Source organism: Cellulomonas sp. NPDC055163 (assembly GCF_053607065.1).
The window spans coordinates 53,754-67,715 of sequence record NZ_JBSGSU010000014.1 but is presented as its reverse complement, the minus strand read 5'-3'; the positions used below and the strand labels follow the sequence as shown (position 1 = coordinate 67,715).

Genomic DNA, 13,962 nt, shown 5'->3' with positions numbered 1-13,962 from the left:
GCATCGACTACTTGGCACACTGTTGAGTTCTCAAGGAGCAGACGCTCATCCATCCAGGCCCTTCGACCCATCCGGAGGCAACTTCTCAATCTTACCTGAGCTTTTCGCTCTCCCTGACCACCCTGTTCGGGGTGATCGTGGTCCGCCTCGTGGAGGCGATCCGCGGAAGAGAGACTAGCTCATCCCGAGCGTGTCTCAACCAGCGCCAGAAGCGCTGGAGGTCACTGCTCGGGGGTGGCCACCTCGGTGGGACCGACCACCAGGATCGTTCCTGGTGTCCGTTCCTCCCTGCCGGGCGACATCCAGAACATTACGCGGACGTTTCCCTGACCGTCAACTCCGCTCTGCCTCGGCGGCACCGTGCGCTCCGCCCTGCGCACCCCGCCGCGCGTCCGCCAGGCGCTTGACCTGCGGAAACGTGCCTCCGAGCCGCCGCATCGTGACGCGCGCGACACCCGTGTGGCCCCCGGACAGCCCTCCGGCGGACTCTGGGGGCGCTCAACCGGCGCCGCGTCGGCGTCCGGCAGCTCTCCGTTGCCGTGCCGGTGTCGCCGCGAGGTCCGGACGGGCAGCAGCCGGTCCTGGCGCGCAGCTCCGAGGAAGCGCGAGGGCCGTGACCTCCGAGGACGGAGGTCACGGCCCAGAGCACGCGTCGTGGGTTCAGGCCTGCGCGTCCGCCACGGCGAGGGTGCGCTTGCCGCGGCGCAGCACCGCCCACCGGCCGTGCAGCAGGTCGGCGTCCGTCACCGTGGCGCCCTCGTCGGTCACCTTGACGTTGTTGACCGACGCCCCGCCCTCGGCGATCGCGCGCCGGGCGGCCGCCTTGCTCGCCACGATGCCTGACGCCGCGAGCACGTCGACCACCAGGTCGCCCGCGCGGACGGCCGCCGACGGCAGCTCGGCGACTGCTGCCGCGAACGTCACCTCGTCGAGCGCGGCCAGGTCCCCGCGCCCGAAGAGGGCCTGGCTCGCGGAGACGACCTTGTCCGCCGCCTCGGTCCCGTGGACGAGCGACGTCACCTCGTGCGCGAGAGCGCGCTGCGCCTCACGGGCCGCCGGCCGCTCGGCGACCGCCCGCTCGAGGTCCTCGATCTCCCCGCGGCTCCGGAAGGAGAACACCTTGAGGTAGCGCACCACGTCGGCGTCGTCGGCGTTGAGCCAGAACTGGAAGAACGCGTACGGGCTCGTGAGCTCGGCGTCCAGCCAGACGGTGCCCGACTCGGTCTTCCCGAACTTCGTGCCGTCGGCCTTCGTGATGAGGGGCGTCGTGAGGGCGTGGACACCGACCCCCTCGGCCTTGCGCACGAGCTCGACGCCCGAGAGCAGGTTGCCCCACTGGTCGCTGCCCCCCGTCTGCAGGCTCACCCCGTGCCGCCGGTACAGCTCCAGGAAGTCCATGCCCTGGAGCACCTGGTAGCTGAACTCGGTGAAGCTGATGCCCTGCTCGCTGTTCAGGCGGCGGGCCACGGTGTCCTTGGCGAGCATCGTGCCGAGCCGGTAGTGCTGCCCGATGTCGCGCAGCAGGTCGATGGCCGAGAGCTGCGCGGTCCAGTCGAGGTTGTTGACCATCGTGGCGGCGCTCGGGCCGTCGAAGTCGAGCAGCGGCTCGATCTGGAGCCGGATGCGCTCGACCCAGCCGGCCACGACCTCGCGTGGGTTGAGGGTGCGCTCCCCCGTCATCTTCGGGTCGCCGATCAGGCCGGTCGCCCCGCCGACGAGCGCGAACGGTCGGTGGCCGGCGCGCTGGAGGCGCCGGATCGTGAGGATCTGGACGAGGTTCCCGATGTGCAGGCTCGGCGCGGTCGGGTCGAACCCGCAGTACAGGTGCACGGGGCCGGCGTCGAGGGCCGCGCGCAGGGCGTCGAGGTCGGTGGTCTGGGCGACGAGGCCGCGCCAGGCGAGCTCGTCGAGGACGTGGTTCACGGGTGCTCCTTTGAGGATGCGCGTCGAAGGGGGCGCGGCGCGCCGTCGGGCGGGCTCGCGACGGGTCAGGCCGACGTCGTCCCGCTGGGCGGGCTGCTCACCGACGCCGGCGACCGATACGCGGGGCGGTAGGCGGAGACGGTGCGCTCGCCGGACAGCCACAGCCGCCACGGGAACCGCGACGGGTCGGCACCCTCTCCCCCGACGCCGACGCGGGGTCCGGTCGCGAGCGCCGGGAACAGCAGGCCCTCGTGGCGGTGCACCAGGACGGCGCCGCCGCGCTCGGTCACGTCGGCGCCGTTGGCCCCGAGGTCGAGGCCCAGCGCGACCGCGAGGCGTGCCGGCCCGCGCGCGAGCGAGCGCTCGGAGTCGACGACGCCCTTGCTCTCGCGGCGGGCTCGCGCCAGCCCGGCCCCCTCGACGACCTCGCCGGCGCGCAGCAGCACCGCCGCCGGGTGACCGCTCGGACCGGTGACGACGTTGACGCAGTGGTGCAGGCCGAGGTGGCGGTAGACGTACAGGCGTCCCGGCTCCGCGAACATCGTCGCGTTGCGCGCGGTGCGGCCGCGGAAGGCGTGCGAGCCCGGGTCGTCGGCGCCGCCGTAGGCCTCGACCTCGGTGAGCCGGATCGTGACGTCGCCCTCGGGCGACCGGGTCGTGACGTGCGCGCCGAGCAGGTCCCGGGCCACCGCGAGCACGTCGCGGGCGTACCAGACGCGCGCGGGGACGACCCCCACCCCGTCACGCGCGCCCGGTGCTGTGCTCACCCGACCATCCTGCCGTACGCGTCGAGCCGGACGTCCGCGCGGCCCGCGGTGCGCTCCCGTGCGAAGTGGGACTGCTCGTCGCGCATCCACCGCTCCCACTGCGGGCGCATCGCCTCGCCGTCGCGCTCGAGCCCGCGGTCCAGGCGCAGGCCCGCGGGCGCCTCGACCCACACGAGCACGACCGCGTCGTCCGCGATCCTCCGACGCCCCGAGCCGCAGCCCTCGACGACCAGCACCCGGGGCACGGGGACGTCGACCCAGTCCGCGAACTCCCCGCGCACCCAGTCGTACCGCTGGTGACGGCCGGAGCGACCCCGGCGCAGCGGTTCGAGGACCTGCGCGGACAGACGCGGCGCGAGGTCGCCGTCGAGGCCGGACCACCCGGCGTAGAGGTCGTCGAGGTGCAGCGCGGCGGCGTGCACGCCCCGGCCCGTGAGGTGCCCGACGAGAGCGCCGGCGAACGTCGACTTGCCGGAGCCCGCCGGGCCGTCGACGCACACGAGCCGGACCGGACCCAACCGCGCGGCGCGGTCGAGGGTCAGCCCCGCGACGTGCGCGACGGCTGCGGGGGGCTCGGACGACGGCGAGCCGCCTTCCGAGGCACGCGCCGCCGGGTTCGCGGCCGCGGGAACCCGGTCGACGGACCCGACGACCGCCGGGAGAAGGTCGTCGCCCGACCGGACGGTGCCCGGCCCACCTGCGGCCGCACCCGCCGCGTCGACCCCGGGCCGGTCGGCGCCCGGGACCGCCGCGGCGGTCACGACGTCCAGGCGCGCAGCTCCGCGGAACGGTCGCGTGCACGCACGAGCTGCTCCGCGACCCGGACCGGCGCGGTGCCGCCCGTCGCCGAGCGCGACGCGAGCGAGCCCTCGACGGTCAGCACCGAGCGGACACCGGGCGTGAGGTGCTCGGAGATGCCGGCGAGGTCGTCCACGCTCAGGTCCCACAGCTCGATGCCGCGCTCCTCGCACACGCGGACGCACGCGCCCGCGACCTCGTGGGCCACCCGGAACGGCACGCCCTCGCGGACGAGCCACTCCGCGACGTCGGTCGCGAGCGAGAAGCCCTGCGGCGCGAGCTCGGCGAGCCGGTCCCTGTCGAACGTGAGGGTCGCGACCATGCCCGCGAACGCCGGCAGCAGCACCGCGAGCGTGTCGACCTGGTCGAACACCGGCTCCTTGTCCTCCTGCAGGTCGCGGTTGTACGCGAGCGGGAGGCCCTTGAGCGTCGTGAGCAACCCCGCGAGGTCGCCGACGAGCCGCCCCGCCTTGCCGCGCGCGAGCTCGGCGATGTCGGGGTTCTTCTTCTGCGGCATGATGCTCGACCCGGTCGAGTAGGCGTCGTCGAGGCGGACGAAGCCGAACTCCTTGGTCGCCCACAGGATGATCTCCTCGGCGAAGCGCGAGAGGTCGACGCCCGTCATCGCGGCCACGAACGCGAACTCCGCGACGACGTCGCGCGACGCGGTGCCGTCGATCGAGTTCTCGACCGGGCCGTCGAACCCGAGCTCCGCGGCGACGGCTGCGGGGTCGAGCCCGAGCGACGAGCCGGCCAGCGCCCCCGAGCCGTACGGCGACCGGGCCGCGCGGGCGTCCCAGTCGACCCAGCGCTCGACGTCGCGCAGCAGCGGCCACGCGTGCGCGAGCAGGTGGTGCGCGAGCAGGACCGGCTGGGCGTGCTGCAGGTGGGTCCGCCCGGGCATCGGGGCGTCGCCCGCGGCCGCCGCCTGCGCGAGGACCGCGTCCACCACGTCGAGCACGAGACCCCCGACGTGACGCGCCTCCTCACGCAGGTACACGCGCACGAGCGTCGCGATCTGGTCGTTGCGCGAGCGCCCGGCGCGCAGCTTGCCGCCGACGTCCGGGCCCGCGCGCTCGATGAGCCCGCGCTCGAGCGCGGTGTGCACGTCCTCGTCCGCGAGCACCGGCAGGAACGCGCCGCTCGCGACATCGTCGCGCAGCCGGGCGAGCCCGTCGAGCATCGTCGCGAGCTCGGTGTCGTCGAGCAGTCCCGCGCGGTGCAGCACGCGTGCGTGCGCGACGGAGCCCGCGATGTCGTGGCGTGCGAGCCGCCAGTCGAAGTGCGTCGACTGCGACAGCGCCGCGAGCGCCTGCGCGGGACCGCCGGCGAACCGCCCGCCCCACAGGCTCACGGGTGCCTGGCCGGCGACCGTCCCGTCACCGCCGGACGGTGCGCCGCCGGACGGTGCGCCGGGCGACGTGCCCGCTGCGTCTGCCATGTCAGTCCGTCCCGACTTCCATCGCGGCGCTCTCGAGCGCCAGCTCCTCGTCGCCGAGGACCGACGGGTTGTCCGCGATCACGTCGGCGCCACCCGTGGGCAGCGCGCCGAAGAGGGTCCCGTTCTCGACGAGGACCTGACCCTGGTCGACGGGCTGCTGCGCGTACAGCTCGAGCTTGGCGCGGGAGTCCGCGATGTCGAGGTTGCGCATGGTCAGCTGGCCGATCCGGTCCGTCGGCCCGAACGCCGCCGACTCCGTGCGCTCCATCGAGAGCTTGTCCGGGTGGTACGACAGCGCCGGGCCGTCGGTGCGCAGGATCGTGTAGTCCTCGCCCCGGCGCAGCCGCAGCGTCACCTCGCCGGTCACGACGGACGCGATCCACCGCTGGATCGACTCGCGCAGCATGAGCGCCTGCGGGTCGAGCCAGCGCCCCTCGTAGAGCAGCCGGCCGAGCCGACGACCCTCGGCGTGGTAGCTCGCGATGGTGTCCTCGTTGTGGATGGCGTTGACGAGCCGCTCGTACGCGACGAACAGCAGCGCCATGCCCGGCGCCTCGTAGACGCCGCGCGACTTCGCCTCGATGATCCGGTTCTCGATCTGGTCGGACATGCCCAGCCCGTGCCGTCCGCCGATCGCGTTGACCTCGCGGACGAGCGCGACCGCGTCGTCGTAGCGCACGCCGTTGACCGTGGTCGGCCGGCCGCGCTCGAAGCCGATGGTGACGTCCTCGGTGTCGATCGCCACCGCGGGGTCCCAGAACCGGACGCCCATGATCGGCTGGACCAGCTCGAGCGAGACGTCGAGCTGCTCGAGCGTCTTGGCCTCGTGCGTGGCGCCCCAGATGTTGGCGTCGGTCGAGTACGCCTTCTCGGCGCTGTCGCGGTACGGCAGCTCGTGCTCGACGAGGAACTGGCTCATCTCCGCGCGCCCGCCCAGCTCGGACACGAAGTCCTTGTCGAGCCACGGCTTGTAGATCCGCAGCGACGGGTTCGCCAGGAGCCCGTAGCGGTAGAACCGCTCGATGTCGTTGCCCTTGAAGGTCGAGCCGTCACCCCAGATCTCGACGCCGTCGGACTGCATGGCGCGCACGAGGAGCGTGCCGGTCACGGCACGGCCCAGGGGCGTCGTGTTGAAGTACGCGCGCCCCCCGCTGCGGATGTGGAACGCCCCGCACGCCAGCGCCGCGAGGCCCTCCTCGACCAGGGCACCCTTGCAGTCGACCGCCCGCGACAGCTCCGCGCCGTACATGAGCGCGCGGTCCGGCACCTGGTCGATCTCGGGCTCGTCGTACTGGCCGAGGTCTGCGGTGTAGGTGCACGGGATCGCCCCGTGGTGACGCATCCAGGCCACGGCGACCGACGTGTCGAGGCCGCCCGAGAAGGCGATCCCCACACGCTCGCCCACGGGCAGCTGAGTCAGAACCTTGCTCACGTGTCTTCCTTCTCTCGTGCGTCGTCGCGGCCAGCCGCGAGGTCGAGGAACCGCTGCGCGACGCCCTGGCCGCCGCCCGGGTCGCTGCTGATGACCAGGACGGTGTCGTCACCGGCGATGGTGCCCATCACGCCCGGCATGACCGAGTGGTCGATGGCCGAGGCGAGGAACTGCGCGGCGCCCGGCGGGGTGCGCAGGACGACGAGGTTGCCGGACGCCTCGGCCGTCACGACCAGCTCCGCGCACAGGCGCGCGAGCCTCGCCGCGAGCATCTCCGCGTCGGCCACGGGGGCCGGGGCGCGGTGGCCGCCCTCGGCCGGCACGACGTAGACGAGCGCCCCGGACGGTGTGCGGACCTTCGTGGCGCGGAGCTCGACGAGGTCGCGCGACAGCGTCGCCTGGGTCACGGTCACACCCTCGCACGCCAGGGCCTCGGCGAGCTCGGACTGCGAGTGCACGGCCCGGCGCACGAGCAGGCCCGTGATCAGCGCGTGGCGGGCCGCCTTGGTCGGCGGGGAGGTCGCGCCGGCGGTGCCCACGGTGCCCGGGCTCACGAACGCTCCAGCAGCCAGGTCAGCAGCGCCTTCTGCGCGTGCAGGCGGTTCTCGGCCTCGTCCCACACCGCCGACTGCGGCCCGTCGAGCACCTCCGCGGTGATCTCCTTGCCGCGGTAGGCCGGGAGGCAGTGCAGCACGATCGCGTCCGGGGCCGCGGCCGCGAGCGACGCGGCGTTCACCTGGAACGGCACGAAGGGCTCGGCCCGCACGTCCGCCGTGGTCTCGTGCCCCATCGAGACCCACGTGTCCGTGGCGATGACGTCGGCGCCGGCGACCGCAGCGGCCGCGTCCTGCGTCACGAGGACGGAACCGCCGGTGCCGGCGGCGACGCGCTCGGCGTCCGCGACCACGGCCGCGTCGGGCAGGTACCCGGCCGGCGCAGCGACGCGCACGTGCAGGCCCGCGGTGGCGCCGCCGAGGAGGTAGGAGTGCGCCATGTTGTTCGCGCCGTCGCCGAGGTACGCGAGCGTCTTCCCGGGGAGCGCCGCGACGCCGCCGCGCAGCTGCGCGATCGTCATGAGGTCGGCGAGCACCTGGCACGGGTGGAACTCGTCCGTGAGCGCGTTCACGACGGGCACGCCGGAGGCGCCCGCCATCGCGTCGACGCGGCTCTGCGCGGACGTGCGCCAGACGATGGCCGCGCACTGGCGGTCCAGGACGCGCGCGGTGTCCTCGATGGGCTCGCCGCGCTCGAGCTGCGACGTCCCGGAGTCCAGCACCAGCGGGTAGCCGCCGAGCTCCGCGACACCGACGGAGAACGACACGCGCGTCCGCGTCGAGGGCTTGTCGAAGACGAGGGCGACCGCGCGTGGGCCCGCGAGCGGCGTCCGGATGAACCGGTCGTCGCGGAACGCGAGCGCGAGCTCGAGGACCTCGCTCTGCTCACGGGGGGTCAGGTCGTCGTCGCGCAGGAAGTGCCGCACCATCTCAGGCCTCCGGTCCCAGGTCGCGCGGGAGCCCCGCGAGGAAGTCGACGAGCTGCCGGCCCTGGGCCGCGGTGAGGATGAGCGGCGGCGCGATCCGCAGCGTCGTCGGCGTGCACGGGTTCACGATGATCCCGGCCGCGAGCGCCTGCGCGGCGACGTCGGCCGCCACCGGGCGGGCCAGCTCGATCGCGATCAGCAGGCCCTCGCCGCGCACCCCCGCGACGAGCGGGTGCCCGAGCGCGGACACCGACGCGCGGAGCCCGGCGCCCACGTCGCGGACGTTCGCGAGCAGGCCGTCGCGCTCGATCACGCCGATCGTCGCGAGCCCCGCCGCGGCGGCGACCGGGTTCCCGCCGAACGTCGTCCCGTGCTGGCCCCGGCCCAGGAGCGTCGCCGCCCGCTCGCCGTACGCGACGACCGCGCCGATCGGGAAGCCGCCGCCGAGACCCTTCGCGAGCGTGACGACGTCCGGGACGATCCCGCCGCCGAGGTGGTCGTGGTGATGCGCGAGCCAGACGCCGGTGCGGCCCATGCCGGTCTGCACCTCGTCGAGCGCAAGCAGCGCACCCGCAGCCGTCGTGAGCTCGCGGGCGAGCGCGAGATACCCGGGGGGCAGCGGCCGCACACCGGCCTCGCCCTGGATCGGCTCGAGCACGAGCGCCGCGACGTCCGCTCCCCCGCCGTCCTCCGGGGCGAAGGCCGCGCGCAGGGCGTCGGTGTCGCCGAACGGCAGGAACTCGACGCCGCCGGGCAGCGGCTCGAACGGCTCGCGGTACGCGGGCTTGTGGGTCAGGGCGAGGGCCCCCATGCTCCGCCCGTGGAAGGACCCCTCGAGCGCGAGGACGCGCGGGCGGCCCGTGCGGCGCGTCATCTTCACGAGCGCCTCGTTGGCCTCGGTCCCCGAGTTCGTGAAGAACACCCGGGAGCCCTGCGGTGCGCGCGCGAGGTCGAGCAGCCTCTCGGCGAGCGCGACCTGCGTCGGCGTCGCGAAGAAGTTCGACACGTGCCCGAGCGTGCCGAGCTGCGCGGAGATCGCAGCGGTCAGGGTCGGGTGCGCGTGGCCGAGCGCGTTCACCGCGATGCCCGCGAGCAGGTCCAGGTACCGGGTGCCGTCGGCGTCCCACACGTGGACGCCGTCGCCCCGCACGAGCACGCGCTGCGGAGGACCGAACGTGTCCATGACGGCCGCGGAGTACCGCTGGGTCCAGTGCGCGCCCGAGTCGGGGGCGACGAGGTCGCCGGCGCCCGGGGCGACCGGCGCGGCGGCGTGCGGCGCAGTGGCGTGCGGGCCAGCGGCGTGCGGGGCGGCCGGGGTGGGGTACGTGGGGTCGGCGGCGCTCATGCCCGCGCCCCACGGACGGCAGCCTCGTCGACAGCCGGGATCTCGCCCGTGAACGGCGACGGGACCGGCTCGTCGTCGGGCAGCACCATCGTCCCGACGCCGTCGGACGTGAACACCTCGACGAGGATCGAGTGCGCCGCGCGGCCGTCGATGACGTGCGCACGACCGACGCCGCCCTCGACGGCCCGCCAGCACGCCTCCATCTTGGGGCGCATGCCGGCGTCGAGCGTGGGCAGCAGCTCGGCGAGCGCGCTCGACCGGATCCGGCGCACGAGGGAACCGCGGTCGGGCCAGCTCGTGTAGAGGCCCTCGACGTCGGTCAGCACGATGAGCTTGCGGGCGCCGAGCGCCACCGCGAGCGCCGCCGCCGCGGTGTCCGCGTTGACGTTGAGCACCTGCGTCGGGTCCTCGAGGTCCGGCGCCACGGTCGAGACGACCGGGATGCGGCCCGCGTCGAGCAGGTCGAGCACCGCGCCCGGGTTGACCTCGACGACGTCGCCCACGAGCCCGATGTCGACGCTCTCGCCGTCGACGACCGCCTGGCGCCGCCGCGCGCGCAGCAGACCGCCGTCCTCCCCGGACAGGCCGACCGCGTACGGGCCGTGCGCGTTGAGCAGCCCGACGAGCTCGCGCGAGACCTGGCCCGTGAGCACCATGCGGACGACGTCCATCGCCTCGGGGGTCGTGACCCGCAGCCCGCCGCGGAACTCGCTCTCGATGCCGAGCCTGTCGAGCATCGCGTTGATCTGCGGTCCGCCGCCGTGCACCACGACGGGCCGCAGCCCGACCTGGTGCAGGAAGACCATGTCCTCGGCGAACGCGCGCTTGAGGTCGTCGTCGACCATCGCGTTGCCGCCGTACTTCACGACGACGAGCGCGCCCTTGAACCGCTGCAGCCACGGCAGCGCCTCGATGAGGACCTCGGCCTTCTGGTCGGCACGCAGGTCGGTGCGGGTGTTGAAGACGAAGTCGTCGCTCACGGTGGGCTCGTTCCCTGCGGGCTCGCTCATGTCGAGTACGCGCTGTTCTCGTGGACGTAGTCGTGCGAGAGGTCGTTGGTCCAGACCGTCGCGGACGCGTCGCCGGCGTGCAGGTCGATCACGACGTGCACCTCGCGCTGCGACGCGAGGTCGACCTTCGCACGGTCCTCGTGGGCGCCGCCCGCGCGGCAGACCTGGACGCCGTTGAACGTGACGTCGAGCTGTGCGGGGTCGTAGGCCGCGACCTCGACCGGGACGGTCCCGACCTGGGCGAGGATCCGGCCCCAGTTCGGGTCGTTGCCGAAGATGGCGGTCTTCACCAGGTTGGAGCGGGTCACCGCCCGCGCCACGGCGACCGCGGCGTCCTCGGTCTCGGCGTTCACGACCGTGACCTCGACGTCGTGCGTCGCGCCCTCGCAGTCGGCGACGAGCGCCCGGGCGAGACGCGCGCAGACCTCCCGCACGGCCTCGGCGAACTCGGCAGGGTCGGGCGTCACGCCGCTCGCCCCGGAGACGAGCAGGGCGACCGTGTCCGAGGTCGACATGCAGCCGTCGGAGTCGATGCGGTCGAGGGTCGTGCCGGTCGCGGTGCGCAGGGCGGCGTCCGCGGTGGCCGCGTCGACGTCGGCGTCGGTGGTGATCACGCACAGCATCGTCGCGAGCGCGGGGGCGAGCATCCCGGCGCCCTTGGCCATGCCGCCGACCGTCCAGGTGCCCGACGGCGTCCCGACGGTCACGTGCGCGGTCTTCGGGACCGTGTCGGTCGTCATGATCGCGACGGACGCGTCCGGGCCGCCGTCGGCGGAGAGTGCGGGGCCGGCGGCCTCGACGCCCGCGAGGAGCTTCTCGCGCGGGAGCCGCTCGCCGATGAGCCCGGTCGAGGCGACGAGCACGTCGCCCGCCGAGACGCCGAGCAACTCGGCGACCTTCTCGGCCGTGGCGTGCACGTCCTGGAACCCCTCGGGCCCGGTGCACACGTTCGCGCCGCCGGAGTTGAGCACCACGGCGCTCGCCACACCGTCGGACACGGCCTGGCGCGACCACACGACCGGCGCGCCGACGACGCGGTTCGACGTGAACACCGCCGCCGCGACCTGCGACGGGCCGTCGTTGACCACGAGCGCGAGGTCGGGACGCCCCGACGCCTTGAGGCCCGCGGTCACGCCGGCGGCGCGGAACCCGGCGGCGGCAGTCACCCCGGGCGAGGTGGGGGTGTCGGTGCTCACGGGGCGACTCCGTCCAGCGGGAGGCCGAGCGTCTCGGGGAGACCGAGCGCGAGGTTGAGGGACTGCACGGCGGCGCCGGCGGTCCCCTTGACGAGGTTGTCGATCGCGGTGACCGTCACGACCCGGCCGGCGCGCTCGTCGACGGCGACCTGGACGAGCGCGGTGTTGGCGCCGAGCGTCCCGCCGGTCGTCGGCCACTGGCCCTCGGGCAGCAGGTGCACGAACGGCTCGTCGCGGTACGCGTCCTCCCACGCGGCGCGGACCGACGCGGGGTCGGTGCCGGGCACGAGGCGGGCGGTCGCGGTCGCGAGGATCCCGCGCGCCATCGGGACGAGGGTGGGGGTGAACGAGATGCTCACGCCCGGCGCGCCCGCGACGCCGAGGTTCTGCTCGATCTCGGGGATGTGCCGGTGCGTGCCGCCGACGGCGTACGGCTGGGCCGCGCCGAGGGCCTCGCTCGCGAGCAGGTGGGTCTTGAGGGACTTCCCTGCGCCCGAGTAGCCGTTGGCGAGCACCGCGACGAGGTCGGTCGGCTCGATCAGCCCCGCGGCGACCCCCGGCTGGAGGCCGAGCGTGACGGCCGTGACGTTGCAGCCCGGGACGGCGATGCGCCGGGTGCCCGCGAGCGCGGCACGCTGGGCGGCGGGCGTCCGCTCCCCCGCGTGCAGCAGCTCGGGCAGACCGTACGGCCACGTGCCGGCGTGCGGGTTGCCGTAGAAGGCCTCCCACGCGGCGGCGTCGGCGAGCCGGTGGTCGGCGCCGAGGTCGACGACGAGCGCGGCGTCCCCGAGCTCCGCCGCGACCGCGCCGGACGCGCCGTGCGGCAGGGCGAGGACGACGACGTCGTGGCCCGCGAGCTGCTCGACCTCGGTCGGGGCGAGGACGCGGTCGGCGAGCCGGCGCAGGTGCGGCTGGTGCTGGCCGAGCCGCGTCCCGGCGTTGGAGTGCGCCGTGACCGTCCGGATCTCGGCGTCGGGATGGTCGAGCAGCAGGCGGAGCATCTCCCCGCCCGCGTACCCGCTCGCGCCGGCGACTGCCACGGTGAACGTCATGTGCATGACCATACACCCGAGTGCATAGTCACAGCGACGGAACGCGCCGCCGACACGGACCTACACGCCGACCTGCTCGCGCACCTGCCGCTTGGTCCGCTCGAGCATCCCGGTCATGCCCCGCAGCCGCAGCGGGCTCACCGCCTCGGTCAGCCCGATCGTGAACGGGTAGTCGTCGGGCAGCGCGAGCACCTCCTGGGCCGTCAGCCCCTCGAGGCCCTCCGCGAGGATCGCGGCGAACCCCCGCGTCGTCGGCGCCTCGGGCGGCGCGGACGCGTAGAAGTGCACGATCCCGTCGGCGTCCACCTCCGAGAACGCGCGCACGGGCGACTGGCACTCCTCGACCCGCTCGAGCAGGCCCGGCTGCGAGGCGTAGCGCTCCGGCAGCTCGGGCAGCTCGCGGGAGAACTCGAGCAGCAGCTGCAGGCGGTCCGGCTGCGGGACGGCGAGGAACTCCTCGCGGATCCGCGCGAAGGCCTCGGGGACGGGGGACTCAGCCATGGGACCGATCCTCCCACCTTCTCCGGACCGCCCGGCAGGCTGCCGTCCTCACGCCGGGAGGCTCCCCGGCTCCTCGCCCTTGACGATCGGGACGCGCACCGAGTTGCCCCACTCGGTCCACGAGCCGTCGTAGTTGCGGACGTCGTCCAGGCCCAGCAGGTGCTTGAGCGCGAACCACGTGTGGCTCGACCGCTCGCCGATGCGGCAGTACGTGATGACCTGGTCCCCCGGCGTCAGGCCGAGGCCCCCGTCCTGGTAGATCGCCTCGAGCTCGGCACGCGACTTGTACGTCCCGTCGGCGGCCACAGCCGTCGCCCACGGCACGTTGCGCGCCGTCGGGATGTGGCCCGTGCGCAGCGCACCCTCGTTCGGGTAGTCGGGCATGTGCGCGAGCTCGCCCGAGTACTCCTTGGGCGAGCGGATGTCGACGATCGGGTTCCCGAGGTGCGCGAGGACGTCCTCCTTGAACGCGCGCAGCGTCCGGTCGTCGCGCTCGACGACCGGGTACTCGACGGGCGCGGGCGTCGGGACCTCGGTCGTGATCTCGCGGCCCTCGGCGATCCAGGTGTTCCGGCCGCCGTCGAGCAGGCGCACGTCCTCGTGGCCGAACAGCGACAGCACCCACAGCGTGTAGGCCGCCCACCAGTTGTTCTTGTCCCCGTAGATCACGACGGTCGTGTCCCGGCCGATCCCCTTGGAGCCGAGCAGCTGCGCGAGACGCTCGCCGTCGACGTAGTCGCGGACGTCCGCGTCGTTGAGGTCCGTGTGCCAGTCGATCTTGACCGCGCCCGGGATGTGCCCGGTCTCGTAGAGCAGCACGTCCTCGTCCGACTCAACGACGACCAGACCCTCGGCGCCGAGGTGGTCGGCGAGCCACTGGGTCGTCACGAGACGCTCCGGGTGCGCGTACTGCGCGAGCTTCTCCGACGTCGTGTCGATCTCCACCGTCATGCCAGCTCCGTCCGCCGTGGAGCCCCCGTCGGACCCCGCGGGCCTGAGCCTGCGAGCGCGGCGCGG

At 74.1% G+C, this 13,962-nt stretch carries 13 protein-coding genes; all 13 read right to left on the bottom strand.

What is annotated here, in order from left to right:
* Nucleotides 1–660: 660 nt before the first annotated feature.
* Nucleotides 661–1,923, bottom strand: a complete 1,263-nt coding sequence (gene tyrS, locus ACWFNE_RS20135; RefSeq protein WP_452124199.1) for a tyrosine--tRNA ligase — start codon at nt 1,921–1,923, stop codon at nt 661–663.
* 65 nt (nt 1,924–1,988) lie between these two features.
* Entirely contained in the window at nt 1,989–2,690 is a 702-nt protein-coding gene (locus tag ACWFNE_RS20130) for a DNA-3-methyladenine glycosylase (protein ID WP_452124198.1), read from the bottom strand.
* On the bottom strand, nt 2,687–3,451 hold the full coding sequence (locus ACWFNE_RS20125) for a uridine kinase (RefSeq protein WP_452124197.1): 765 nt from the start codon (nt 3,449–3,451) through the stop codon (nt 2,687–2,689). The genes ACWFNE_RS20130 and ACWFNE_RS20125 overlap by 4 nt, the downstream gene beginning before the upstream one ends.
* The gene (gene argH / locus ACWFNE_RS20120; protein WP_452124196.1) at nt 3,448–4,929 is read right to left on the bottom strand and encodes an argininosuccinate lyase; all 1,482 of its coding nucleotides are present in this window, start codon (nt 4,927–4,929) and stop codon (nt 3,448–3,450) included. The genes ACWFNE_RS20125 and argH overlap by 4 nt, the downstream gene beginning before the upstream one ends.
* Nucleotide 4,930: 1 nt before the next feature.
* Nucleotides 4,931–6,361 carry an argininosuccinate synthase gene (gene argG, locus ACWFNE_RS20115; RefSeq protein ID WP_452124195.1) on the bottom strand — a complete coding sequence of 477 codons (1,431 nt, stop codon included), beginning with the start codon at nt 6,359–6,361 and terminating at the stop codon, nt 4,931–4,933.
* Nucleotides 6,358–6,915, bottom strand: a complete 558-nt coding sequence (locus tag ACWFNE_RS20110) for an arginine repressor (protein ID WP_452124194.1) — start codon at nt 6,913–6,915, stop codon at nt 6,358–6,360. Before ACWFNE_RS20110 ends, argG begins: the two co-directional genes overlap by 4 nt.
* Nucleotides 6,912–7,844 carry an ornithine carbamoyltransferase gene (argF, locus tag ACWFNE_RS20105; RefSeq protein ID WP_452124193.1) on the bottom strand — a complete coding sequence of 311 codons (933 nt, stop codon included), beginning with the start codon at nt 7,842–7,844 and terminating at the stop codon, nt 6,912–6,914. The genes ACWFNE_RS20110 and argF overlap by 4 nt, the downstream gene beginning before the upstream one ends.
* A gap of 1 nt (nt 7,845) precedes the next feature.
* Nucleotides 7,846–9,186: an acetylornithine transaminase gene (locus ACWFNE_RS20100; RefSeq protein ID WP_452124192.1), complete on the bottom strand. Its 1,341-nt coding sequence runs from the start codon at nt 9,184–9,186 to the stop codon at nt 7,846–7,848.
* On the bottom strand, nt 9,183–10,196 hold the full coding sequence (gene argB / locus ACWFNE_RS20095) for an acetylglutamate kinase (protein WP_452124191.1): 1,014 nt from the start codon (nt 10,194–10,196) through the stop codon (nt 9,183–9,185). Before argB ends, ACWFNE_RS20100 begins: the two co-directional genes overlap by 4 nt.
* Complete coding sequence (argJ, locus tag ACWFNE_RS20090) at nt 10,193–11,392, bottom strand: bifunctional glutamate N-acetyltransferase/amino-acid acetyltransferase ArgJ (RefSeq protein ID WP_452124190.1); 1,200 nt, start codon at nt 11,390–11,392, stop codon at nt 10,193–10,195. The genes argB and argJ overlap by 4 nt, the downstream gene beginning before the upstream one ends.
* Nucleotides 11,389–12,444 carry an N-acetyl-gamma-glutamyl-phosphate reductase gene (gene argC / locus ACWFNE_RS20085; RefSeq protein WP_452124189.1) on the bottom strand — a complete coding sequence of 352 codons (1,056 nt, stop codon included), beginning with the start codon at nt 12,442–12,444 and terminating at the stop codon, nt 11,389–11,391. The genes argJ and argC overlap by 4 nt, the downstream gene beginning before the upstream one ends.
* A gap of 60 nt (nt 12,445–12,504) precedes the next feature.
* Nucleotides 12,505–12,945, bottom strand: a complete 441-nt coding sequence (locus ACWFNE_RS20080) for a SufE family protein (RefSeq protein ID WP_452124188.1) — start codon at nt 12,943–12,945, stop codon at nt 12,505–12,507.
* A 48-nt stretch (nt 12,946–12,993) separates the two neighbouring features.
* Nucleotides 12,994–13,896 carry a sulfurtransferase gene (locus ACWFNE_RS20075; protein WP_452124187.1) on the bottom strand — a complete coding sequence of 301 codons (903 nt, stop codon included), beginning with the start codon at nt 13,894–13,896 and terminating at the stop codon, nt 12,994–12,996.
* Between the last annotated feature and the right edge of the window lie 66 nt (nt 13,897–13,962).

Coding starts and splice junctions, on each gene's coding strand:
- argH (WP_452124196.1), bottom strand. CDS start 4,929: ATGGCAGACGCAGCGGGCACGTCGCCCGGCGCACCGTCCGGCGGCGCA.
- argF (WP_452124193.1), bottom strand. CDS start 7,844: ATGGTGCGGCACTTCCTGCGCGACGACGACCTGACCCCCCGTGAGCAG.
- ACWFNE_RS20100 (WP_452124192.1), bottom strand. CDS start 9,186: ATGAGCGCCGCCGACCCCACGTACCCCACCCCGGCCGCCCCGCACGCC.
- argB (WP_452124191.1), bottom strand. CDS start 10,196: ATGAGCGAGCCCGCAGGGAACGAGCCCACCGTGAGCGACGACTTCGTC.
- argC (WP_452124189.1), bottom strand. CDS start 12,444: ATGACGTTCACCGTGGCAGTCGCCGGCGCGAGCGGGTACGCGGGCGGG.
- ACWFNE_RS20080 (WP_452124188.1), bottom strand. CDS start 12,945: ATGGCTGAGTCCCCCGTCCCCGAGGCCTTCGCGCGGATCCGCGAGGAG.
- ACWFNE_RS20075 (WP_452124187.1), bottom strand. CDS start 13,896: ATGACGGTGGAGATCGACACGACGTCGGAGAAGCTCGCGCAGTACGCG.